This is a genomic window from Patiriisocius marinus, from assembly GCF_008974325.1.
Taxonomy (GTDB): Bacteria; Bacteroidota; Bacteroidia; order Flavobacteriales; family Flavobacteriaceae; genus Patiriisocius; species Patiriisocius marinus.
Genome location: NZ_BKCG01000002.1, coordinates 217,846 through 242,237 on the forward strand (window position 1 = coordinate 217,846; position 24,392 = coordinate 242,237).

At 32.8% G+C, this 24,392-nt stretch carries 19 protein-coding genes; 7 read left to right on the forward strand and 12 right to left on the reverse strand.

The annotated features are described in order from the left end of the window. Window positions 1-166: 166 nt before the first annotated feature. The 8 genes from GBH57_RS06005 to GBH57_RS06040 form a co-directional block, all read right to left on the reverse strand. Complete coding sequence (locus GBH57_RS06005; protein ID WP_151673176.1) at window positions 167-958, reverse strand: anti-sigma factor; 792 nt, start codon at window positions 956-958, stop codon at window positions 167-169. Between the two features lie 3 nt (window positions 959-961). Next, complete coding sequence (locus tag GBH57_RS06010; RefSeq protein ID WP_151673177.1) at window positions 962-1,492, reverse strand: RNA polymerase sigma factor; 531 nt, start codon at window positions 1,490-1,492, stop codon at window positions 962-964. Between the two features lie 118 nt (window positions 1,493-1,610). Continuing rightward, window positions 1,611-2,198 carry a superoxide dismutase family protein gene (locus GBH57_RS06015; protein WP_151673178.1) on the reverse strand — a complete coding sequence of 196 codons (588 nt, stop codon included), beginning with the start codon at window positions 2,196-2,198 and terminating at the stop codon, window positions 1,611-1,613. A 75-nt stretch (window positions 2,199-2,273) separates the two neighbouring features. Beyond that, window positions 2,274-3,014 carry an LVIVD repeat-containing protein gene (locus GBH57_RS06020; RefSeq protein WP_151673179.1) on the reverse strand — a complete coding sequence of 247 codons (741 nt, stop codon included), beginning with the start codon at window positions 3,012-3,014 and terminating at the stop codon, window positions 2,274-2,276. Further along, window positions 3,014-3,535 carry a hypothetical protein gene (locus GBH57_RS06025; RefSeq protein WP_151673180.1) on the reverse strand — a complete coding sequence of 174 codons (522 nt, stop codon included), beginning with the start codon at window positions 3,533-3,535 and terminating at the stop codon, window positions 3,014-3,016. The genes GBH57_RS06020 and GBH57_RS06025 overlap by 1 nt, the downstream gene beginning before the upstream one ends. Window positions 3,536-3,679: 144 nt before the next feature. Further along, a complete protein-coding gene (locus GBH57_RS06030) occupies window positions 3,680-4,897 on the reverse strand; it encodes a bifunctional alpha/beta hydrolase/OsmC family protein (RefSeq protein ID WP_151673181.1) in 1,218 nt (405 codons plus the stop codon). A 106-nt stretch (window positions 4,898-5,003) separates the two neighbouring features. Beyond that, window positions 5,004-5,690 carry a DUF2490 domain-containing protein gene (locus tag GBH57_RS06035; RefSeq protein ID WP_235904652.1) on the reverse strand — a complete coding sequence of 229 codons (687 nt, stop codon included), beginning with the start codon at window positions 5,688-5,690 and terminating at the stop codon, window positions 5,004-5,006. 34 nt (window positions 5,691-5,724) lie between these two features. After that, entirely contained in the window at window positions 5,725-8,940 is a 3,216-nt protein-coding gene (locus tag GBH57_RS06040) for a WD40/YVTN/BNR-like repeat-containing protein (RefSeq protein ID WP_151673182.1), read from the reverse strand. 196 nt (window positions 8,941-9,136) lie between these two features. Here GBH57_RS06040 and GBH57_RS06045 point away from each other — a divergent pair, with 196 nt between their 5' ends. After that, window positions 9,137-10,303, forward strand: a complete 1,167-nt coding sequence (locus GBH57_RS06045) for a vWA domain-containing protein (RefSeq protein ID WP_235904653.1) — start codon at window positions 9,137-9,139, stop codon at window positions 10,301-10,303. Between the two features lie 71 nt (window positions 10,304-10,374). Then, complete coding sequence (locus GBH57_RS06050; protein ID WP_235904654.1) at window positions 10,375-11,844, forward strand: MoxR family ATPase; 1,470 nt, start codon at window positions 10,375-10,377, stop codon at window positions 11,842-11,844. A gap of 77 nt (window positions 11,845-11,921) precedes the next feature. Here the strand turns inward: GBH57_RS06050 and GBH57_RS06055 are convergent, their stop codons facing one another. Further along, entirely contained in the window at window positions 11,922-12,299 is a 378-nt protein-coding gene (locus GBH57_RS06055; RefSeq protein ID WP_151673183.1) for a LysM peptidoglycan-binding domain-containing protein, read from the reverse strand. Between the two features lie 206 nt (window positions 12,300-12,505). Between GBH57_RS06055 and GBH57_RS06060 the strand changes: the two genes are divergently transcribed. Further along, on the forward strand, window positions 12,506-13,126 hold the full coding sequence (locus GBH57_RS06060) for a fasciclin domain-containing protein (RefSeq protein ID WP_235904655.1): 621 nt from the start codon (window positions 12,506-12,508) through the stop codon (window positions 13,124-13,126). A 54-nt stretch (window positions 13,127-13,180) separates the two neighbouring features. On the opposite strand, the gene GBH57_RS06065 is transcribed toward GBH57_RS06060, so the two are convergent. Both GBH57_RS06065 and GBH57_RS06070 read right to left on the reverse strand, forming a co-directional pair. Next, window positions 13,181-13,633 (reverse strand): DUF3291 domain-containing protein, encoded by a 453-nt coding sequence (locus tag GBH57_RS06065; RefSeq protein ID WP_151673184.1) that lies wholly within the window; start codon window positions 13,631-13,633, stop codon window positions 13,181-13,183. 30 nt (window positions 13,634-13,663) lie between these two features. Continuing rightward, on the reverse strand, window positions 13,664-14,326 hold the full coding sequence (locus GBH57_RS06070) for an ATP-binding cassette domain-containing protein (protein WP_151673185.1): 663 nt from the start codon (window positions 14,324-14,326) through the stop codon (window positions 13,664-13,666). 558 nt (window positions 14,327-14,884) lie between these two features. Between GBH57_RS06070 and GBH57_RS06075 the strand changes: the two genes are divergently transcribed. Genes GBH57_RS06075 through GBH57_RS06085 form a run of 3 tightly spaced genes read left to right on the forward strand, consistent with a single transcriptional unit; the run spans window position 14,885 to window position 19,933 of the window. Continuing rightward, entirely contained in the window at window positions 14,885-15,289 is a 405-nt protein-coding gene (locus tag GBH57_RS06075) for a response regulator (protein ID WP_151673186.1), read from the forward strand. Window positions 15,290-15,346: 57 nt separating this feature from the next. Then, window positions 15,347-18,082 (forward strand): TonB-dependent receptor, encoded by a 2,736-nt coding sequence (locus GBH57_RS06080; RefSeq protein WP_151673187.1) that lies wholly within the window; start codon window positions 15,347-15,349, stop codon window positions 18,080-18,082. Window positions 18,083-18,085: 3 nt separating this feature from the next. Then, window positions 18,086-19,933 carry a YfiR/HmsC family protein gene (locus GBH57_RS06085; protein ID WP_151673188.1) on the forward strand — a complete coding sequence of 616 codons (1,848 nt, stop codon included), beginning with the start codon at window positions 18,086-18,088 and terminating at the stop codon, window positions 19,931-19,933. 47 nt (window positions 19,934-19,980) lie between these two features. On the opposite strand, the gene GBH57_RS06090 is transcribed toward GBH57_RS06085, so the two are convergent. Further along, the gene (locus GBH57_RS06090; protein WP_151673189.1) at window positions 19,981-23,250 is read right to left on the reverse strand and encodes an amidohydrolase family protein; all 3,270 of its coding nucleotides are present in this window, start codon (window positions 23,248-23,250) and stop codon (window positions 19,981-19,983) included. 310 nt (window positions 23,251-23,560) lie between these two features. On the opposite strand from GBH57_RS06090, the gene GBH57_RS06095 reads away from it, so the two are divergent. Then, a complete protein-coding gene (locus GBH57_RS06095; protein WP_151673190.1) occupies window positions 23,561-24,379 on the forward strand; it encodes a DUF6503 family protein in 819 nt (272 codons plus the stop codon). The last annotated feature ends 13 nt before the right edge of the window (window positions 24,380-24,392 follow it).

Genomic DNA, 24,392 nt, shown 5'->3' on the forward strand with positions numbered 1-24,392 from the left:
TCCTATCATATGTGTGTGTGATAGATACTTTAATCAGATAATTCTGGTTTTTCAGAGGTTTTTTGTTAGTTGAGCGTCTTCATACAATGAAGGCGTTTTTTTATATCTTATAAAATAAGAAACGCCCTCAATAGTAGAGAGCGTTTATATTTGTGTTCTATTACTTTTAAGGAGCTACTGTTCCTAAAGTATATAATTGTGATAGCGTAGGGGATTCACTTCCACCAGCAGGTTCTAATGTAATTCCAAAAGCCTGAGATATTGCAGGTATTGTATTAAATTTATATAAATCTTCCCCAGCAATTGAAGTTACATCAATTAGTCCAATACTCGTAGGAGTAAGAGGATCGAGAACTAATGACCATACCTGGTAAACTTTACCTTCCGGAGCTTTAGGTAGACCTTTTACATCTATATATGCAACAGCATCTGTTTTATTGTAAAGTACTTTACTGAATGCTTGTGGAGCGACAGCTTGATTTCCAGGTAATACTATTGTATTAAAATCTTTAGATCTTAAAATTTCTAAAACATTTTCATGTGCTAGAACAGTTTTACTTGCTTCATTAATCTTCTCTTTAAGTACAGTATTTTCTTCTTCAGTTAAAAGTATATTTTCTTTTAAATCCCCATTTTGGTTTAGCATCCAGAAAATTCCTCCTAAACATATTATAGCGGCTGCCCATCCTGTTATTGCAGGCCAGTTAGTACTGCGATTAGTTTGTAAATTTCTCACGGGACGAATTGTAGCAAGTACTCGAGCCCAAACATTATTTGAGATCATAGGAGCAGTATTTTTAGATAACTCCATTAAAGATTGCTCAATGTTTTCTACTTCACGTTTTACTTCAGCATTAGTATTAATGGCAGCCGTTATGTTTTTATGCTCTTCATCAGCTAGCGCTCCACAAACGTAGAGTTCTAAAATACCAGATGTTATCAGTTCTTGTGGTGTCATAATTTATAAAACGTTAGATTGCAATTGTTTAATACAATTTCTATTCCTTGTTTTTAAAGTTCCTAACGGAATTTCAAGTTGTTCAGCAGCATCTTTTTGAGTAAACCCTTTAAAATAAAGCAAATCAATAATTTTAATGCAAACAGGTTTTAAAGCATCAACAAATTTTCTAATTCCTATGGCATTTGTACTTTGATTTAAACTATCTGAACCACTTAATATATCTACGAAATTTGTAGTGCTTAGGTTTTTTCTAGAGTTTTTAAAGGCTTTTGATCTAGTTCTATCAATTGAAGTATTTCTTGCAATATTTAAAGCCCAAGTAAAAAAGCGACCTTTATCGATATCATAACTAGATTTATTGTTCCATATTTTAATAAAAACATCTTGTAGCGTTTCTTCTGCAATATCACTCTCTTTTAAAATGCTATATACAATACCATAAAGTGCTTCTGAATACATAGAATAAATTCTAGCAAACGCTTTCTCATCGCCGTTTTGCATTTCTAGTATTAACTCGTTAGGTTGGTCCATTTAATACGTTTTATTAATTGAAACTATTTTTACTATGTTTATATACCACTAAATTTTGTAGCATAAAAAAAGGTTTAATATTTAATAATATTAAACCTTTTAAAGTTTATTTTCAGAGTTATTGAATGATACCACCGCAGCTCACACGAGCTCCTGCAGCACCAGAAGGTTGAGATGTAAAATCATCTTTTCCTTGGTGAACAATAATTGCTTTACCTAAAATATTTTTAGTTTCATCATCACAGCCTATACACCATTCGTTAGTTGACATACTAATATTACCCTTTCCATCTTCACCAACATTAAAGTTACCAATATCCCCTTTGTGATATCCAGTTTCGTCACCCCATTTACCATGGTCTTTAAAAGTTGGGTTCCAGTGTCCTCCAGATGATTTACCGTCATCTGATGAGCAATCTGCTTTTTCATGAATATGAATAGCATGTACTCCAGGTTCTAATCCCGTCAATGATGCTTGGAACATTACTTGATCTCCTTTTTGTACAAAAGTTACTTCACCTTTTGCATCACTGCCACTTTTGCTTTCTAGAGCAAATGAAACTGTTTTAGAGTATTTTTCAGGAGTTTCTTTAACTTCAGTTTCAGTTTTTACTACTTCTTCAACTTCTTCTTTTTTAGTTTCTTCTTTACAACTTGTGAATGCTAATAAACTTATAGACATTGCGAGGTATATATACTTTTTCATCTTAAATAAAATTTACTTGGTTGAAACATCTAAGATACTGTTTAAGATATCGGCACGCAAAATATTATGAAAACTTTAAAATTCAATTGAACTCAATAAACTTGTATTTTCAATATTATTAGGATTTAATTGATACTGAAATAAGCCGCCTTCACCAATTGCTATTAAAAGATTATTACTAATAATCACATCAAAAGCAAGTCTATTGATATTATGAACTAAAATCGAAGAAGAAGGATCACTAACATCAAAAACTTTTATTTCATCATCGCAAACAAAAAGATAATCTCCATACAGTCCCATTCCTTTTGGAAAAGTTAATTCTCTGGTATTTAAAAGAATAGGATTGGTTATTTCAGTTATATCATAAACTTCTAGTTGGTTTATAGAATTTCCGCAGCCTATATCTGTCCATAAAGTAACAAATGCTGTATTTTCATTTGCGATTACAGGATCACAAGCCGTAAAATGTTGTACGTCAGATAAATATTCGGGAAATTCGGGGTTTTCAATACTGTAAATGAACATTCCATTTTGAGACCCTATGTATAAGTAGTCTTTAAAACCAAAGAGTGTTTCAATATTGAAACTAATATCTATATGATTAATTTTAACTGGATCTTCTCTATTCAAAATGCTAAAAATATTTAAGCCAAATTCATCTACAGCATATAAATAATTACCTCTTATGGTAAAAATAGCTAATGAACCTCCTTGACCGCCATCTCCTACAAATGCATCTGCTGAGTTTGTGCTATCGCCACTGCAACTTAAAATAAGAAATACTGCTGCAAATACTATAAATATCTTTCTCATTAGTTTTCAAATATTGATTGCCATCCTATTACCACGCTGTCTTCTGGAATATCAAAAGCAATATCACCATCTGGTGATCTAAGAGGAGGAAAAGTGTTAATAATTCTTTTAGTAACTGTAGCGGTACTTGTTGTTTCGTCTATAGTTACAGCAATTAAGTCTGTTGCTTGATTAATGTAAAGTACATTGTCAATAATAGAAACATCAGTTGCGCCAGGTACCGTTAGAAAACCTGAGTTTATTGGATTTGAAGGATTTTGATTATTGAACATATGAAACCCATCTAGTTTTTCATTCACAAATAATTTGTTGCTAAACACATATATTTTCCCCGATTCTTCAATATTTCGCGCATTAGATATGGAAACACTTTCTTCAAATGCAGTCCTGTCCATCAATATGGGTTCATACAACGATGTTAATGTATTTCCGGGAATATCATCTGGGCAACCCGAAAAGCAACAGCTCTGTAGGGTTGTTAAAGTAATGGCTGCTAGCAAGCCAATTAATAACATTTTCATGGAGTATCTTTTAACTATAACAAGTTAGCTAGATTTTTACCACCTTAAAAAAATACATTTTATTTTTTTTAAGTGCTGATTACCAATTAACTATTATAGTTTCTGAAATATTAATGAAATAATTTATAGATTAAATATTAAAATCTAGTCTACAAAACTAGTAATGACTTGCGTTTGAGAATGAAGTGTTTTATGCACGGGACATTTATCTGCTATTTGAAGAATTCGTGCCAATTGTTTTTCGTCTAGGTTTGCCGTTAGTTTTATTTCTCTTGTAAATGTGTCTATCTTCTTATTTTCCTGATCGCAAATTTCACAATCTTCAGCGTATGTTCTTCCGTAAGAGGTATGTACCTCTACATTTTCAATAAGCCATCCTTTGCGTTTAGCGTACATTTGTATGGTCATTGCAGTACAAGCAGAAAGACTTCCTGCTAATAACTCATATGGAGTTGGACCAAAGTCGTTCCCTCCAACTCTTATAGGTTCATCGGCTTTTGAATAGTGGTTACCTAGTTTTAAAAGTGTTGTAAAACCATCTTCATTATCTAAACTAGCTACAACTTGGTGGGTAGTTTTAATAACCTCCTCTGTAGGAAGATCAATATACCTAGCTGCCCAACCTGAGATAACTTTCCCTACATAAGCGGCACTTTTTTTATCAATCAATAAATGTTCGGTTCCATCTAGGGTTACAAAACTTTTTGGGTGCTTAGCAGCATGATAAATTTCTTCAGCATTTTTAATTGATACTGTCGCATCTTGTGGTGAATGTAATATTAATAACGCTTTTCCCTCCAGTTTTGATGCTGCTGCTTCACATGATTGCTGCTCAAGGTCATCGAAAAATTGTTTTTTAAAAATGAAATCTCGTCCAGCCAACTTAACATGCCCTTCCCCTTCTTTTTCAATAGTTGCTGCCTGTGAACCAAACTGTTTTTTAACATGTACTGGGTTACTAGGTGCTCCAATGGTAGCCAAAGCTTGAATACTTGATATTTCCGAAGCTGCAAAAATTGCCGCAGCACCTCCTAGTGAATGTCCCACTAATAGGGAAGGAGCTTTATATTCTTTTTCAAGAAATGCAGCCGCTTGAACCAAATCTTCTACATTGCTAGAAAAATTTGTATCAGCAAAATCACCATCACTATCTCCTAATCCTGTAAAGTCAAAACGAAGTACCCCAAAACCTTCACTAGCTAATGCTTTACTTACGTTTCTAACAGCACTAAAGTCTTTAGTACATGTAAAACAATGAGCGAATATGGCAAAGTTGTGTGGTTCTTGTACTAATGGTAAATCTAAACGACCAGAAAGTAACTTGCCTTGTGAATTTGTAAATGTAATTTTAGATGATTTCATATGTTGGAAAGTTGTTTATACAATTGATAATTTTCGATTGTAATTATAGTAGTCGTAAGAGATTGTGAAAAATTAAAAAAGATATATTTTTTAAGGACTTTAAAATTTAGTCTGCTTTTCTAAAATCTAAAGAGTACCAAACACCTAATTGTAAACGGTCAAAATTTCTTCCTGTAAAGTGGTTTTTTAGATATCCAAATTCAGATCTAATATTTTTTGTCCAATTATATCCTACAGCACCGTACAATCTATTTTGACCAAATATTGGTTCCTCTAAATTTATGAATATTTCATCATAAGCACTTACATACCAGTCATCATTAATTGGGTAAGTAAGTCTCAATAAATAACGTACTCTATATTGCGTATCGTTACCATTTGTAGGGCTGTCTATAAAGCGTTGTTCAAATCTGTAACGATGTACAGATTTGATTTTCCATAACGAATTTTTAACCACAAACTGTCCGTAAAGTCTATGCTCTATAGTATTTTCTTCGCCGTTAGGTTCTTCAAAAGTACCATCTGTACTTATATAACCATATCCTAATGTTGCAGTTGCTTTTTCATTAATATGCCAATTAAAGCCGTTTCTAATTAATAACTGATTGAAATTTGAACCTACCTCGTAGGTTCTATATTGAATTTCTGGACTTATACTTATTCGTTCTGTTAGTCTTGCATTACCAAAAAACATTGCCCAACTCCCTAAGTTATCTTCTCCAGTTTCTTGAGCATTTAGTTGTGTGTTTATTGCTAATAATACAACTAGAATTAAAATTAATTTTTTAATCATTTGTTAAGTCTTTATTTTTTTATTGTTTTAATACTTAATCTATTTTGAAAGTTTTAGTTTCTTTAAAATCAGGTATAGTAATTTGTTGAACCTTGTTTTTGTATGTAGTCCAATCTGTTATAAAAAACTGATTCGTTTTATCTAAAGCCTCTTTTAATTCAACTTTAGCATGTTTCATTAATAATCGTTCCGTTTCTGTTAGACCGTTTGGACGTGTTCCGCTGTACCAACTTGCAGATCCTATTCGGTTCATTACAGTTACTTCTGGATTGCGAGTAATACCTTGACGTTTGTCTTCTTTGCCAATGTACAACGCTATTAAATCATCAATTTTTTTAATAACATCTTTGCTTTGCTTTAATTCTTCTTTATACTTTGTTTTATCTTTTCCCGCATCCTTTTTTAAATCTTTACTGAAATTTTCTGCAATTGTTTTACTTTCTACTAATTGCTTAACAGCATCTGCCGCTACTTGTGACATAGCTTGGATTTCTTTAGATGCATTGTAACTTTCGTCAATAGCTTTCTGCGAAACATCAATACGTGGGTCACTTTCAACTATTATCATTGTTTCAGTAACTACGCCGTTGTTAGAAAGTTCAACTTTATAAGTTCCAGGTTTTACAGTTGAACCACTAGATTCGTTTTTACGTTTTCTAATTTTTCTGGATGGGCGGTCACCACCAGCTTCATTCATAAACCATCTCCATTTATAAATTCCAGAACTATCAGGAATCTTTCTTTTTAATGTTCTAATTAAGCGATCTCCATCATAAATTTTCATATAAATAGAATCTTTTGAAGGTCCGGACATTTCAGCTAATGAATTATCATCCTCCTCGTTGTCTTCCTTTTGATCATTTTCTTTTGTGGTTTCAACATCTGAAGCTTTATACCAGTAAGTAATGTGAGCTCCGCTACTTCTATTTTCACCTTGATATAATGCATCTCCACCAAAACGACTTCCAGTAGGTTGTTGTCTTGCAGCTTGATAAGCGGTAGGAGGTGTGAACACTTTTAGCGTTTCATTTAAAACAGTTTTATTTTTTGCGATTTCACGTAATGGACGGATATCATCAAGTACCCAAGCGGCACGACCAAATGTACCAATTACTAAATCATGTTCTCGTGGGTGGATCACTAAATCCTTTACAGATACAGTAGGGAATCCATTTGTATATTTTTCCCAAGTAAAACCTGCGTTGATTGAATAGTATAAGCCATCATCAGTTCCTAAAAACAATAAGTTTTTTTCAACAGGATCTTCTATAATACATAACGCATAGCTCTCCGTATCTTTTTGATTTACAATTCTGCTCCACGATAGACCGTAGTCTACAGTTCTGTATGCATAAGGAGTATAATCGAATCGACGGTAGTTATTAGCTACTAATAATGCTTCACCTTTAGTTTTATTACTTGCTTTAATTTGGGTAATCCAACTTCCTTTTGGCAAACCAGGTAATCTTGAAATTTCTTTCCATTGACCGCCATCGTTTCTAGTAACGTGTACACGGCCATCATCTGTACCAACATATATTACACCTTTTTCAACTGGCGATGGTTCTATGACTAATATGGTTGTGTGATTCTCTGCTCCTGTAGCATCCATTGTAAGACCACCACTAGCTCCTTGTTTTTGCTTTTCAGGATCGTTTGTTGTTAAGTCTTCTGAGATTACTTTCCAAGTAAGTCCTTTGTCCAATGATTTGTGCACAAACTGACTTCCAAAGTAAATAGTACTGTTGTCAAAAGGATCAATATTAATCGCACTGTTCCAGTTAAACCTTAATTTAACATCTGGGTCTGGGTGTGTAGGTTTAATAGTGTAATTGTTTCCTGTAATCCAGTCATATCTACTAACTGAACCTTGCTGGCTCATGCTCCAACCATAACGGCTATCATCACGATCTGGTACTACATCAAATCCATCACCAAAACTTATTTCTTGCCAGTAGCTATTTCTAATACCTTGCGCTTTCCATACATAAGCAGGACCTCTCCAGCTACCATTGTCCTGCATACCTCCATATACATTATAAGGAAATTCATTATCTACATTAATATGGTAGAATTGTGCCACCGGAAGATTTCCGATAAATCGCCAAGTTTTTCCACCATCGTGAGTAATATTTAATCCACCATCATTTCCATCCATCATAAAACTACCGTCAGTAGGATGAATCCACCAAGCGTGGTGATCTGGATGTACACCATTATTAACACCATAAGCTCCCATTAATTGCTCAAAGTTTTTCCCTCCATCTTCAGATACGTTTACATATGTAAAAACTGAAAATACACGATTTTCATTTTCTGGGTCGACAAAAATATCACTGTAATAAAAAGGCCTATTCCCAATATCACTTTTGTCATTTATTTTTTTCCAAGTAAAACCTCCATCCTCACTTTTATAAAGCGCATTCTTTTTCGCCTCTACAAGTGCGTAAACAATAGTTGGTTTATTAGGAGCGAATGAAAGTCCAATCCTTCCCAATTCTCCTTTAGGTAAACCATCTTTTTCTGTACGCTCTTCCCAAGTGTTTCCTCCATCGTGTGTAACGAATAACCCTGAACCCTCACCACCAGACTTAAAAAACCAAGGGTCACGTTTGTGTTCCCACATTGCAACTATGAGTTTATTAGGATTTGAAGGATCCATTACCATGTCTGCAACTCCTGTTTTTCTGTTTTGAAAAAGTATTTGTTTCCAAGTATTACCACCATCAACGGTTTTGTACACACCACGTTCATCGTGAATACCCCAAGGTGAACCTATTGCGCCTACATAAACAACATCAGGATTAGTAGGATCTATTAGTATTTTATGAATGTGTCTCGTTTTTTCAAGACCCATAGATTTCCATGTTCGCCCAGCGTCTAAAGATTTATAAACACCAAAACCTCCATTTAAACTATTTCGAGGGTTACCTTCTCCAGTTCCTACCCATATTACTGAAGGATTAGATTGCGTGATTGCTACAGCACCTATAGAGGCTGTTTTTTCATTATCAAAAATTGGGTCCCATTTAATTCCACCGCTTGTAGATTTCCAAACACCACCCGAAGCAGTACCTACATACATAATATCTGTATTGTCTGTAACAACGTCTATGGATGTTACTCGACCAGACATACCTCCTGGACCTATATTTCTAGGTGTCATTTCGTTAAGTAGCTCATTAGTTAGCTCTTGCGCATTTGTGGTAGCTACAAAGCACAGTAATAACAGTAGTAGTAATTTTTTCATCGGAAATTTTAATGGGTTGATTAAGCTTTAAAGATAAAAAAACCTAGTCCATAAGTTGTTAATAAAATCCTAATGGGAATTTCTACATAGAAGAGTATTATTAAGAAATTACTATTTCCGAAGTACAATTGATTTCTATTTTTTGTTTAACAATGCCTTAGGATATGTTGAACTTTAATTGTAGTAATTTTATAAAATGACGAAGGACAAGAATAACGAACGCAATCCAGATTATAAATCTGGCTTTATTTTCACAAAGCACACGCCAAAGGAGCAATCTATTTTTGACAGGCTTTTTGAAATATTTCAAGAATTAATAACACATACTTCAGGAGACTTTGATGAAGCAATCGACTGGTTAACTCAATTAGATAAAGAATATGAGTTAACTACAGACGATTATACTATAGATGACTTTATACAGGAATTGAAAGACCGTGGTTTTATTAGAGAAGAGTTTAAACCAAATGGTGAAAACGGAACTCAAGATGATGGAGATGGGAAAATTTCTATAACCGAAAAACTAGAACGCGCTCTTAGAAAACGTGCGCTTGAACAAATTTTTGGAAAAATTAAGCGAAGCGGTCAAGGAAATCATAAAACCAAATATGTAGGTAGTGGTGATGAGCAATCTGGAGATTTTAGAAAATATCAATTTGGCGATGCATTAGACCAAATATCGATGACTGAAAGTATTAAAAATGCTCAAATTAATAATGGGATAGGCGATTTCCGATTAACTGAAAATGATCTAGTTGTAGAAGAGTCAATGCACAAATCTCAAATGAGTACGGTGTTGATGATTGATATTAGTCACTCTATGATTTTGTATGGTGAAGATAGAATTACTCCAGCAAAGAAAGTAGCTATGGCGCTTTCCGAATTAATTACAACACGCTATCCAAAAGATACGTTAGATATTTTAGTCTTTGGAAATGATGCCTGGCCTATAAAGATTAAAGATTTACCGTATTTAAATGTAGGGCCTTATCATACAAATACCGTTGCTGGTTTAGAATTAGCAATGGATTTATTACGTCGTAAACGAAATACAAACAAACAAATATTTATGATTACCGATGGGAAACCAAGTTGCTTGCGTTTACCAGATGGACGATATTATAAAAACAGTAATGGTTTAGATGAGTACATTGTCAATAAATGCTATATGATGGCTAGACAGGCAAGAAAATTGCATATTCCTATTACTACTTTTATGATTGCTAGTGATCCATATTTACAGCAGTTTGTAGATGCTTTTACAGAAGCAAACCAAGGAAAAGCTTTCTACACAGGCTTGCAGGGTTTAGGTGAAATGATATTTACTGATTACGAAAATAACAGGAAGAAGAAATTAAGATAATAAGAAGTTAGTATTAGGAAGTAATAGATAAGAAATAGTAAGTGAAAAGTTTAAATGAAAAGATCAAGTATATGATGAAGAATATTTCAGAAATTAAAACATTCGGAGAACTTAAAAAAGCCGGTTACGAATATATATCGGTTAAGGAGGAATTGCGACGTAACTTGTTGCAAAAGATGATGAAAAAGGAAACCGTTTTTGAAGGAATTCACGGTTATGAATATTCAGTAATTCCTGAATTAGAACGCGCCATTTTATCAAAACATAATATCAATTTATTAGGGCTTAGAGGTCAAGCAAAAACAAGACTAGCTAGGCAAATGATAACATTGCTAGATGAATATGTACCTGTAGTGGAGGGAAGTGAAATTAATGATGATCCATTTAAACCTATTTCTCGTTACGCTCAAAATTTGCTAGAAGAAAAAGGAGAGGATACTCCTATAAGTTGGTTACAAAGAGATATGCGTTTTTCTGAAAAACTTGCTACGCCAGATGTAACTGTTGCCGATTTAATAGGAGACGTTGATCCTATTAAAGCAGCTAATTTAAAACTTAGTTATGCAGATGACCGTGTAATTCACTTTGGTATGATACCACGTGCTAACCGATGCATTTTTGTAATAAATGAGTTGCCAGATTTACAAGCGCGTATTCAAGTTGCATTATTTAATATATTACAAGAAGGAGATGTTCAAATTAGAGGTTTTGCTTTACGATTACCTCTAGATATACAATTTGTGTTTACTGCTAACCCAGAAGATTATACTAATAGAGGTAGTATTGTTACACCATTAAAAGATAGAATAGGATCACAAATATTAACGCATTATCCTGAAACTTTAGAAATTGCGAGAGCAATTACAGCACAGGAAACTGCAGCTGCTGCTAAAGAAAAAGAAAACGTTTATGTACCCGACTTAGCGAAAGACATATTAGAACAAATAAGTTTTGAAGCACGTAAAAGTGAATTTATCGATGCTAAAAGTGGTGTAAGTGCAAGGCTAAGTATTACTGCTTTCCAAAATTTATTAAGTACCGCAGAACGAAGAGGCTTATTGAATGGCAACATAGAAACAAGTGTTCGTGTTAGCGACTTTTTAGGAGTGATTCCTGCAATTACAGGAAAGGTAGAGCTAGTTTATGAAGGAGAGCAAGAAGGAGCTAATGAGGTAGCAAAGCAACTTGTTGCTGATGCTATTAAAACAGAATTTTTAAACTATTTCCCTAAAGTTGAAAAACTACAGAAAGAGGGTGATCTCGATCCGTATCAAGAAGTAGTTAACTGGTTTTTTGAACAGAGTAGCTTTGAGCTTTTAGATACTCTTGATGACACTGAATATCAATTACAACTAGATAGAATTGAACCTTTAGATGAGTTGATTCATAAATACGCTCAAGATATTCCAGAAGACGATATACCATTTTTTAAAGAATTTATTTTATGGGCTTTAGTAGAAATGAAAAAATTGAGTAAGTATAGCTTATCTGACGGACTTAGATTTAAGGATGTTTATGGAGGTTATATTAGTGGATTGTAGAAACACGTTAAGTGTATATGTTACTAGAAATAAAAAAAGCCGCAAATTGCGGCTTTTTATTTTTTATAAGTCAGCGACTATAAATTAGGGATTACTAATTCTTGTCCTGGGTGAATTACATCAGCACTTTTAAGCTGATCCTTGTTAGCTTCGAAAATTGCATTGTATTTCATTGGGTCTTTGTAGTAATGCTTAGCAATCTTACTTAATGACTCACCACTAGCTACAGTGTGGCGCGCATAAACAGTTGTATCTGCTACTTTAATGTCTGCCATAATATCTGTAGGATTTTCTCCTCCAGATTTTTTAATTTCATCCCAAATACGATCTTTATCGTATTGTGTATTAGCAGTACCTGTTACTTCAAGTCTATTACCGTCAACTTTAACGTCACCGTTTTGGATTTTTAATGCTTCTCCTAAATCTAGTACGTTTTGATATTTTGCTTTAACCATTTTTCTGTTTTAAATTATTACTTGTCCTTAAAGATACAAATTATTACAATTAATTATATTTCAGAGTAAAAATTAGATGTGTTATTAATAGTGACTTTCGTTGAAATACCATATTTAACTAATTATTAGTTTCTTGTTGGGAAAAATTAGTAATTGTACCTTGTATTTTTGTTTAAACTATTAGTAAAACTTATAAACCAAACAATATGAAAATTACAAAAATCTTAATGTCAACGGCAGTAGTAGCTTTATTATTTGCCTCTTGTGACGACGGAAAAAAGAAAGAAGCTGAAATGAAAGCTGAAGCTGAAAGAATTGAAATGGAAGCTAAAGCCGAAGCTGATAAAGTTGAAGCTGAAGCTAGAGAAATTTTTGAATCAAATTCAATTGGTACAATTGCAACAAAAAATAAAGATTTCTCAACGCTTGGAAAAGCATTAAAACAAGCTGGCTTAATCGATATTTTTATGGAAGAAGGAGATTACACAGTATTTGCTCCTACAAACGATGCTTTTTCCAAAATACCGAAAGCAACAATGGACCACTTAATGTCTACAAATGGTAATGAATTTCTTCAAAACATTTTGAAATACCACGTTATTGAAGGAGAATTTAAAGCTAAAGCAGTATTAAAAGCAATAGCAGATAATAATAATGCTTACACAATTACAACGCTAGGAAATCAAAACATAACACTTTCAGAAAAAGATGGAAAAGTCATGATTAAAGATGCAAATGGTAATATGTCAACTGTTGTTATGGCAGATGTAGATGCTTCAAATGGAGTGATACATGCCATTGATACAGTACTTATGCCTAAAGAATAATTCTCAATTTAGTGCGTATAAAAAGCCCTTAACAAGTGTGTTAGGGGCTTTTTCTTATTTGGTGTCTTCTAGTGTGAACTTACTTTTAAAACTAAAAGCATAGGGCGTTTCGCCGTGCAACCTTAAATATTCAAGACGCTCTTTTCCTTCTGAAATTGTAGGTTGATGTCCATCTGGTACATACCATAAAACCATATGTATTTTTGGCATTTTCTGAAACCATTCTTTTTTGCGAATCATAATATCTTTATGGTCTGAGCTATAAACAAATTCAAAAAGCGATTCTCTGTTTTTCCAAACCGTCATATTAACTAGTACACTTTCTTTACTGAAAACTTCAATTCTATTTTCTCTTTCTTCTTCAGGTCGATCAATTAAACTCCATATATAACCATCGCTTTGCGCAGCTAGTTCATTTATACGGTCTGTTGCATTAATAAATCCTGCCATAATAGGACTTTCCATATCAGCTATGGCGTCTGCTAAGTTTAATTGTGCGAGTTGCATTTGTATAGTATTATTAAGGTATTAATTTATTTAGCGGCTCAAATATTCGAATTCTTTTAAATCGGTTACTGATTTTACTGGAAAACTTTCTCCATTTTTTATAACCATATTTTTAGTAGCTATTTCCATAACATCGTTGTAATAATGATCTGTAATGATGATTCCCTTCGTTTTTTTTAACTCAACTAATTTTTCTTTTAGTTGTTCTTTATGTAGAGGTTCTAGCATAGAAAAGGGCTCATCAAGCATAATAAATGGATGAGGTAATTGGCTAAGTAAAACAACTTCAAAATATTTTACTTCTCCTAAAGATAATTCACTGGTTTTTTTATGAGTCATAGTTGCAATATGACTGTCATAAAAAACGGCATCTTGTTCACGTTCTTCACTATGAAACATAATGATAATATCTCTAACTTTCATTTGTTTAGGGAGAAATGGATGTTGAGGTAAATATGCAATAAGTTGGTTAGGGATTACTTCTGAAATATTAAGTGCTTCATTATTGAGCTCTATAGCAATAGAATCGGCTTTCAAATTTCCGAAGAGAATTTTAAGCAAGGTAGATTTACCAGAACCATTACGACCAAAAAGACCTATAATTTCTCCTGTTTTTAATGAAAAATCAACCTGTTTTAGAACCTGGTTATTTTTAAATTTTTTAGAAATAGTATGTAATACTAAAGTCGCCAATAATAAAAGAGATTAATATGAATAAAAATAAAAATATAGGCAGACCTACAGTAAGGTTTAATAGTAGTGATGTTTTAAAGAGTTTCCATTTAGTGATTCCTAAATTTTGATATGTAAACCATTGTTCTTTATAGAACGTCTGAAATGCCACAAAACCAAAACATAATCCAAAAGTTAAAAAGAAAATGAACCCATAAAATATCCCAAAAGCTATTATTCCAACTATTGAAAAAGCTAGGATATATAAAAATATAGATTTGTAAAATTGTAGATAGGGTCTAAAATTCATTTTCGATAAAAGTAATTGTTTTAAAAATTTATAAATGTGAATGTGATAAAGGTAACTTTCTTTAAATAATGATGGTTCTTTTTTTAGATAATCTCACTTAATTTAGAATTAATGATTTATTAATATTGGTCAGTTATAACTTAAGATACTCAAAAATAGGGAGTTATTAATCCGATTTTGGTCTTAGTACAACGAAAACAATATTTTCTAATTTCAGAATAATTTTTTTAAGTGAAAGTGTACAAACTTCTTTATTATATTGCGCGACTATGGAGTCTAAAATTAAATTTGTTTTATTGATCGATGATGATAAAGCAACCAACTTTTACAATTTAATGATGGTGAGTCGTCACGAACAGTTTTCTGAAGTTAGTTCAGTAACAAATGGTCAAGATGGTTTAGATTATTTAGTAGAAGCTAAAAGTGGGAAATTTAAAACACCAGATTTAATTTTTTTAGATATCAACATGCCAGGAATGAATGGATGGGAATTTCTAACAGAATTTGAAAAACTAGGTTCTGAATTTACTTCAAAAATTAAAGTAATTATTTTATCGACCTCTTCAGATCCAGATGAAGTAAGAAAAACTTTAGAAAATTACAATGCTGAAGACTTTATTAGTAAACCCTTATCTCTTCCTATTTTAAATACCGTTTACGAAACTCATTTTTAACAAAGGTTGATACTTAACTAATTACATATAAATAAGTATTTTTGCAAAAAACCTAGAATGACGTTTCCCCAACATAGGACATTAGTTAATGTCTCATCAATTGTATTTTATACATTCACATTATTATTTATTCTTTGTTCTACAAAGGGTATTGCTCAAACTAGAGCAACTATATCGGGAAATATATCGGATCAATTTGGAAGTTTACCTGGTGCTACTGTTAGTATTGAAGGCAGTGAGGTTTTTGCAACAACAGATGTAAATGGTAATTATAGCTTTAGTGTTGATGAAGGTACTTACATTATAAATACTGGTTTTGTAATGTATATAAGTCAAAGTAAAGAAGTGACTGTGGGTGTGGGGCAAGAAGCTGTATTAGACTTCACATTAGAAACAGGTTTTTCTATTGATCAACCTATAGCTATTGGAAACAGAGGTGATCCTGCTTCAGGATTAGATACATCTGCTCCTGTAGATATTATTTCTCCTCAAGAAATCGCAAATTCATCACAAACAGAATTAAGTCATTTATTACATTATGTAATTAGTTCTTTTCACTCCACAAATCAAACTATTGCAGATGGAACAGATCACATTGACCCAGGTACTCTTAGAGGATTAGGTCCAGATCAAGTTTTAGTATTAGTAAATGGTAAAAGGCGCCATAATAGTGCATTGTTAAATGTAAACGGTACTGTAGGTAGAGGTAGTGTTGGTACAGATTTTAATGCAATACCATTAGCGACAATAGAACGTATTGAAGTTTTAAGAGAAGGAGCAACATCTCAATATGGATCTGATGCTATTGCGGGTGTTATTAACATAATACTTAAAAAACAAACGGAGGTAATTGATATTGACAATAGAGTGATATTAAACACTGAAGGAGATGGATTCGAGAATTACAGTTCAGGTAACTTTGGACTAAAATTTGGAGAAAATGGTTATATAAATGTTACAGCTGAATATCGCAAACGAAACGCTACAAACAGAGCAGGTAATTATACAGGTGCAGTTTATTCTACAGATCCTGTATTAGATCAACAATTGATTAATGAAAATAACTTTTTTAATCAAACAGGTTATGACGGTAGAAGAGTAATGGCAATTGGAAATGCTGAAACTCAAAATTTAGCCCTTTACTTTAATGGAGAATTTAAAATTTCTCCTAGTGCGACATTCTATTTACACGGAGGTAGAAACTACAGAGAAGGTAAAGCAAGTGGGTTTTATAGATTTCCTAAAGATGAAGATAGAGTAATTAGTGAGTTGTTTCCTGATGGTTTTTCACCAGGTATATTGACTGATATTCAGGATGATGCGGTTGTTTTAGGTGTCAAAGGAATTAAAAATGAATTCTATATTGATTTTAGTCACTCGATAGGAAATAATAGAATTGATTACACAATTAATAATTCGAATAATGCGTCGTTAGGAATTATATCGCCACGTACTTTTTACTCTGGTGGTTTCGATTACAATCAAAATACAACAAATCTTGATATTTCAAGAAAGTTCGATTTTCTAAAAGGTGCAAACTTGGCTTTTGGTGCAGAACTAAGAGTTGAAAATTATATGATTGTTGCTGGAGAAGAGGCTTCGTATATAGATGGAGGTGCAACGTATATCGATGCTGATGGCGATGAAAAACCTAGAATTGCAGGAGCACAAGTTTTTCCAGGAATTCAACCTGAAAATGAACTAAATAGGTTTAGAACTAATAGTGCAGGGTATATTGAAATAGATTTAAACCCAATTGATGATTTGCTTTTTAAAGTTGGAGGTCGATATGAAACTTCTAATGATTTTGGGAGTCAAGGGGTTTACAAATTATCAAGTAGGTACAAACTCAATAAAAACATAAGTGTTAGAGCTGCCTATTCTAAAGGTTTCAGAGCCCCGTCACTACACCAAGTTTTCTTTCAAAATATCAGCACACAATTTATTGATGGCGAAATTGTACAAGTAGGTACTTTTAATAATGAGAGTGCTATAGCAAGAGAAGCTTTTGGCATTAATCCTTTAAGAGCCGAAATCTCAAACCATTTTAGTTTAAGCTTAAATGGAAAAATAGGTAATAAAATCACTTTCAATTTAGATTATTATCATATTGATATACGAGACAGAATAGTACTTTCTGGAAGATTCGCAGAGGGATATGAAGATCTTTTAAGTCCTTACAATGTAGGTGCAGCACAATTTTTTACAAATGCTATTAATTCTGAAACTTCAGGACAGGATATTACTGTAAACTTTAAAGACAAATTAGGAGATGGAGAACTAAATGCTTCTATATCGGCTAATTTTTCTAAAACTAGAGTAGGTGACGATATAAACGTACCTAACTCATTAATAGGCCAAGATGAGTTATTTGGTAGAGAAGAAGTAGGAAGGGTAGAAAAATCACAACCTAATTTTAAAATACTATCTCGTTTTGTTTATGAATTTGATAAATACAGAATTCAATTAGGGAATACTTTGTTTGGCGAAGTTACTTATCTACACCCTGACGATGGAGATTCTGCTAATTGGGTTTTAAATAATTATACTGGAAATATAGAAAGTAGAGATCAAACATTCTCACCAAAATTAGTGACAGATTTATTATTGAGTTATCAAATAAATTCAAATGTAATCGTTTCGGCAGGTGGAAATAACATTTTCAATGTCTATCCAGATAAACATACTCACGAAGCAAATACAAGTGACGGTAGTTTTATTTATAGTAGACGAGTACAACAATTTGGCGTTAAAGGCGCTAATTACTTTTTTAAATTGTTACTCCGTTTATAACTTATGGAATTTTATAAAATCATAACATTAAATTTCAGTTTAAAAAAAATAGCACTCATATTTGTTATATTTTTTAGTACTAATGCTATCTACGCTCAGCAAACAACTAATGAGCAAATAAAGAGAGTTCAACGCACTATTTTTATATTTAATCTTGCAGGACAAGTCGCTTGGCCAAGTAGTAATGATGCTGAAATTTTTACCATTGGTGTACTTGGTACAGATAGAACATTAGTTGACTTAAAGTCAATGGCTCTAAAAAGAAAAATAGGAGGCAAGAAGGTTGAAGTAGTTAGTTTTAGTAGCGTTAAGGACATTAATAATATTCAGTTGCTTTACGTAAATAAGAACTTGAACTTTGATATTAATTACATAATAAAACACATTCATAATAAAGGTATTTTATTAATTTCTGAAGATTATAATTACAATACTTCAATGATTAATATGGTGAGTGTAGGAACTTCATTCGAGTACGAAATTAACAACGGATTACTTATTGCTGAAAATTTTATAGTAGCTCCTTCTTTGGGTGAATATGCTGTTACTTCAGCCGAAAAATGGAAAAATTTATTTTCAGTCACTAAAAAAGAACTAGAGAAAGAGCAACAAATTAATTTAGAGAATGAAGCCGAAATATTAAAAAATCAAACAATAATAAGTGATAATAATATTACTATTGGCGATCAAAAAAATGCTATAGATACCCAAGTAAATAAAATTAATGCTTCCGAAAAACTATTACAAACTCAACAGGATTCTTTAGCATCATTATTAACGGATAATGTACTACAGGCAAAGAAATATGAAGAAAAGTTACTCTTAGAAAAAGAGTTAGAAAAAACAATAACAAATCAATTACTTTTAGTTGATGCACAACAAGAAGCTATTACTAATAGTAAAGCAGTATTAAAAGCGCAACAGTTAGACTTAGAAGAAAAAGAAGTTCAAATTAACGAGAGACAAAAAACATTAGATGAACAAAATCTAACTATTGAAGATCAGCGAAATACGACTATTTTATTAGGAGCAATTGTAGGTGTTTTATTATTAAGCGGACTCCTTTTGTATCTAAGTTATAGATCAAAACGTAGATTAGCAAAAGAGCTTGAGTTGAAGAATATTGAAGCTGCTAAGCAAGCAAAAATTTTAGCTTCAAAAAATAAGGAATTAGAGCAATTCGCATATGTCGCAAGTCACGATTTACAGGAACCATTAAATTCTATTATTAGCTTAATAGGTATTTTAAATGATGAATATGGTGATGCATTTGATGATGTAGGAAAACAAAGTCTGGTTTTTATTACCGAATCGAGCAATCGTATGCGCGAATTAATAAAAGCATTATTACGACATTCTAAACTAGGTAATATTGATACTTTTAAATTAGTAAATACACAAAAGTTACTGGTTGAAATTACTAAAGATCTTGACAGTGTAATTAGCAACACACAGGCTGAAATTAATTTTGATTCAATGCCAACTATTATGGCTTCTGAAGTTGAATTACGATTAGTATTTCAGAATTTAATTACTAACGCTATTAAGTTTATTGCTCCTGGTACTAAACCCCTTATTAATATTAAAGCTGTTAGTTTAAGTAATACAACAGAAACGGAGAAAAACATCTGGCAATTTTCTGTTGCTGATAATGGAATTGGGATTCCTCAAAAATATAAAGAACGTATTTTTTCAATATTTCAGCGTTTACATTCCCACGATACTTATAGTGGAACTGGGATAGGCTTAGCACACGTAAAAAAAATTATCGATGCTCACGGGGGTGATGTATGGGTTACCTCTGAAGAAGGTAAAGGAAGTACTTTTTACTTTACAATCCCTAATGAATAAATGGAATTAAGCTAAAATAAAAAAGGGAGAATTAACTCCCTTTAAGTTTAATGTCTACAGTTTCCATGAATAAAACTTCCACTTTCTTCATGCCATTCAAAAGCTTGATTATAACCATTTACTTCCCAATAAAATGGGGCACGTTCTTTAGGTGAATTCCCTAATTCATTCATCGTTTCTGGATCGTACAAACGACCATTCTGCATTACATATTTTATATATTGCGTATTTTCAATATTCTCTAATGGGTTTTTGTCTAGTACTAATAAGTCGGCTAATTTACCTACTTCTAAACTACCAATGTCCTTTCCTGCACCTATATAATTTGCACCATTGATAGTTGCGGCTTTTAGAGCTTCAAGGTTACTTAAACCACCAGCAGCAATCATCCACGTTTCCCAATGAGCACCTAATCCTTGTAATTGCCCGTGAGCTCCCATATTTACTTTTACTCCACTATTAGCAAGTTCATTAACCGTTTTAGAAACAAGAATATGTCCATTATCGTATTCTTTTAGAGGCACCATCATTCTGTGTCTTGATCTACTGTCAATTATAGCTCTTGGACTGTATTTTAAAAGTTTTTCATTTTCCCATACATTATCACGTTGGTAATAATAAAACTCACCATTTAGCCCACCATAATTTACAATTAAAGTAGGAGTATAGCCAGAACCACTTTTTCCCCATATTTCTAAAACATCTTTGTAAACTGGTGCAACAGGAATATTATGTTCAACTCCCGTATGTCCATCAATAACCATTGTCATATTATGGAAAAAGGTAGATCCACCTTCTGGTACTACATTAATTCCTTCTTCTCTTGCAGCTTGTAATACTTGTTGTCGTTGCTCTCTGCGAGGTTGATTGTAACTCTTCACACTTTTAGCTCCAAAGGCCTTAGTACGCCTAATACTGCTTCTAGCATCGTCTATATTATTGATTACTGCTTTGAAATCTCCATCACCACCGTAAAGTATAAATCCAGTTGAGAAAAGACGTGGACCAACTAATTGTCCATTTTTTTGTAACTCACTTAATGTGAATACTGTTTCAGTATTGGCAGATGGATCATGTGAAGTTGTTACTCCAAAAGCAAGATTTGCTAAAAATTGCCAATTCTGTTGTGCTGGAAGACCGCTTCTAAAAGCTCCAATATGTGCGTGACTATCCACCATTCCAGGCATAATAGTTTTTCCTTTCATTCCATAAATTTTAGCATCACTTGGCACTGGCGTACCATCTGCAGTTCCAACAGCTATAATTTTATTTCCATCGATAATAATATTACCATTTTCGATTATATTGTCGCCATTCATAGTAATAATTCGGGCGTTGGTAAAAGCTATTTTCCCTGAAGGATTATCTACAGGAGCGGTTAAATTCACTTTTATTCCGGTTATTGGCATTTCCGAAGGAGTATTGGCACCATCTTCTACAAACGAAAATTTCTCCTTTAATGTATTACTGAAATATTCATCACCCAATGTCCACATCACCTTTTTACTATCTGGTGACCAATGAATATTTACTCCTGCATCCCTAGCTATTTGTTGCACGGGAACACTATTACTTTTGCCGTCTAACGTTAAAGGTTTTCCTGTTTGTGGCATTGGTGCGATATACACTTTATGTAGATTAGAAAAAGCCACCCATTTATTATCTGGGCTTGGAACTATGTGATTTGCATATTTAGATATTAAATGCTCGCGCTCATCTTGGCCGTTTAAATTAACTGATATTAGTTTCTTTGTTAAATTTCCAAAATATGTTCCACCAGTTTTAAGAAATATACGACTGTCATCTGCACTATATCGAGGAAGTTCGCCTTTAGCATCTATTTTAGTTTCATTAGTACCTTGAGCAGTCATTGTATAGATTCCTGCGTTTTTTGTAAAGGAATTTCCTTGATCGCTATTACCACCTTCTTTTCTAAACACAATATTATTTCCGCTATTCGAATAGCTTGGTGTTCTGTAAATTCCTTTTTCTGAAGTTAATTTTTGTGGTGCACCACCATTAATATTTACTTTGTAAATAGCACCTTTTTCAATATCGTTCCAAGTAACATAAATTATATCATTTCCGTTAGGTGATAAGCTAGGTTCGAATTCGAAATCAGTTCCTGTTGTAAGTCTAACAGGCGTTCCATTAGGAAGTGATTTTTTATAAAGCCTACCAAGAGCATTGAAAATAAGTGTTTTTCCATCAGCAGTTGTAACAGCATCTCTAATCACTTTTGATGTAAAATTAGTACGATCAATAGGTGTATTCGTTTTAACAGTTTTAGCCAAGTCAATTTTTACATTTGCTTCAAAGGGTATATTTGTTACAGCTAAACTTTTTACATTTATTTTCTGAAATTTTCCACCACTCCAGATTACTAATTCCTCATTGTTAGGCATCCAATCAAAATTAGGATACACACCAAATATAGCCCAAGCCTCTTGTTGGTCTTTATTTAATCCATCAAAAATTGGGAACTCTTCACCAGTTTCTAAATTATGATTATATAAAACTGATTTTTCTCTAACACGCTTTACAAAAGCTAATGTTTTTCCATCTGGCGAAACAGTAGGGCGCGCAGCACCACCGGGACCTCCTGTGATAGTTTCGGTTTTACCGTTTTCAAAACTGTATCTTTTTATTGCGTATATCTGACTGTTTGGATCTTTATTATATTGAAAATTTCCGCCAGGGTACATATCTTCAGAGTAATAAAGATATTTTCCATCTGCTGAAACAAATGGTTCGCCTACATCTTGTTGATCATTTTTACGCTTTGTTAATTGGATTCCACTACCACCTGTAATATGATATTGCCATAATTCTCCAGCACCTAAACTACGGCCACTAGAAAAGTGTTTTCTAGCGATTAGATAATTGTTATCAGGCATCCAAACAGCATTATTGAGGAGTCTGAAATTTTCTTCAGTAACTTGTTTTGCATCTTTTCCATTTGTGTTCATCACCCAAATATTATCACCTCCACCAGCGTCACTAGTAAATGATATATGTTTTCCGTCAGGACTAAAACGAGGCTGTACTTCAAAGGCAATACCAGTTCGAAGCGCTTTTGCTTTCCCTCCAGAAATTGGAATGGTATAAATGTCACCAAGCATATCAAACACAATAGTTTGACCATCTGGGCTTACATCAAGATTCATCCAAGTTCCTTCAGTAGTAGTAAATTGATGTGTTTTGTAATTGAAATCTTTTCCAGGATTGTTAACGTCCCATTTTTTACTTTCTTTATCTTTTTGAGCAAATGTTAGCGTTGAGGCTAGAAGTAACCCGAGTATGAGAATTTTTTTCATAGTAATTCTGTAAGTGTTGAAATATAAATCGATTTTAAAGATATACGTTTTTAAGATGAAGTACAATGCGTATAAATTCCTATATCTGAAATTTTTACTATTAATTATAATAGTTAAAAGTTCTACTATTTTCTCTGAAATATTAACAAGTAAAATGACTTCTAATAGTTTAAATTTCCGTAAAAAATAAGTGTCACTGCTTAGAATAGTTTTTTTATAAGTACTAAATCTTTCACAAACTTTTCTTAATTGCTATAAGCTACATTTTATAATTCGACAATTTTGTCTTGAAATATAAAATTTTAAAATAATGATTAGAATTACTCTTACACTAATATTATTAGTGTCCTTAATTGCGTGTAAAAACGAAGTTAAACACGAAGAACAAACAGTTGAAACTGTAACAGAAATTGAGACGCTTAATTATAAAGAATCTACTGATGCTTTTGCTGTAAGTATTGAAGAGGCTCACAATAAAGCTACGTTTAGAGCGCAAGATGCGGTCTCATTTAATATTGCTATTCAGTTTGGTGGAAACGAACGTTTAAATGGTAAAATGATTCTAAAAACTGATAGTTCAAAAGGGGTAATTGAATTAAACGATGGAAATAAAATTTACGTTGATAAAGATCAAGTTTTTGTTTCTCCAGGTTTAGCTGAAAACAAAGGGGTGCGTTTTGACGCTTATACTTGGTCATATTTCTTTTTATTACCACATAAGCTAGGTGATGAGGGAACACATTGGTCTCAAGCTCAAGAAATGGAATGGAATAATACTATTTACGACACTAAAAAACTATCATTTAAAGAGGGTAGTGGAGATACACCAGATGATTGGTACGTAGTCTATAAAGATAAAAATAGCAACCAATTAACAGCAGCTAGTTACATTGTGACTTTTGGAAAATCTAAAGATAAAGCTGAGGCAGACCCTCACGCTATTTCATACAGTGATTATGTAGTAGTTGATGAAGTACCTTTCGCTAAGGATTGGAAGTTTTGGGGATGGAATGAGAAAGATGGTTTTGGAAAAGATCAAATAGGAGCAGCCCAACTTACTAATTTTGAATTTTTAGATACCGATAGAACAACTTTTAACGTGCCAGCAGATTATGTTGAGATAAAATAAACGAACTAAATAG

Bases quoted from the DNA above. Each gene is read 5' to 3' on its own strand.
- GBH57_RS06040 (WP_151673182.1), bottom strand. From the start codon at position 8,940: ATGAAAAAATTACTACTACTGTTATTACTGTGCTTTGTAGCTACCACA.
- GBH57_RS06020 (WP_151673179.1), bottom strand. From the start codon at position 3,014: ATGAGAAAGATATTTATAGTATTTGCAGCAGTATTTCTTATTTTAAGT.
- GBH57_RS06030 (WP_151673181.1), bottom strand. From the start codon at position 4,897: ATGAAATCATCTAAAATTACATTTACAAATTCACAAGGCAAGTTACTT.
- GBH57_RS06095 (WP_151673190.1), top strand. From the start codon at position 23,561: ATGATTAGAATTACTCTTACACTAATATTATTAGTGTCCTTAATTGCG.
- GBH57_RS06055 (WP_151673183.1), bottom strand. From the start codon at position 12,299: ATGGTTAAAGCAAAATATCAAAACGTACTAGATTTAGGAGAAGCATTA.
- GBH57_RS06085 (WP_151673188.1), top strand. From the start codon at position 18,086: ATGGAATTTTATAAAATCATAACATTAAATTTCAGTTTAAAAAAAATA.
- GBH57_RS06010 (WP_151673177.1), bottom strand. From the start codon at position 1,492: ATGGACCAACCTAACGAGTTAATACTAGAAATGCAAAACGGCGATGAG.
- GBH57_RS06005 (WP_151673176.1), bottom strand. From the start codon at position 958: ATGACACCACAAGAACTGATAACATCTGGTATTTTAGAACTCTACGTT.
- GBH57_RS06045 (WP_235904653.1), top strand. From the start codon at position 9,137: ATGACGAAGGACAAGAATAACGAACGCAATCCAGATTATAAATCTGGC.
- GBH57_RS06050 (WP_235904654.1), top strand. From the start codon at position 10,375: ATGATGAAGAATATTTCAGAAATTAAAACATTCGGAGAACTTAAAAAA.
- GBH57_RS06075 (WP_151673186.1), top strand. From the start codon at position 14,885: ATGGAGTCTAAAATTAAATTTGTTTTATTGATCGATGATGATAAAGCA.
- GBH57_RS06035 (WP_235904652.1), bottom strand. From the start codon at position 5,690: ATGATTAAAAAATTAATTTTAATTCTAGTTGTATTATTAGCAATAAAC.
- GBH57_RS06065 (WP_151673184.1), bottom strand. From the start codon at position 13,633: ATGCAACTCGCACAATTAAACTTAGCAGACGCCATAGCTGATATGGAA.
- GBH57_RS06080 (WP_151673187.1), top strand. From the start codon at position 15,347: ATGACGTTTCCCCAACATAGGACATTAGTTAATGTCTCATCAATTGTA.
- GBH57_RS06025 (WP_151673180.1), bottom strand. From the start codon at position 3,535: ATGAAAATGTTATTAATTGGCTTGCTAGCAGCCATTACTTTAACAACC.
- GBH57_RS06090 (WP_151673189.1), bottom strand. From the start codon at position 23,250: ATGAAAAAAATTCTCATACTCGGGTTACTTCTAGCCTCAACGCTAACA.
- GBH57_RS06060 (WP_235904655.1), top strand. From the start codon at position 12,506: ATGAAAATTACAAAAATCTTAATGTCAACGGCAGTAGTAGCTTTATTA.
- GBH57_RS06015 (WP_151673178.1), bottom strand. From the start codon at position 2,198: ATGAAAAAGTATATATACCTCGCAATGTCTATAAGTTTATTAGCATTC.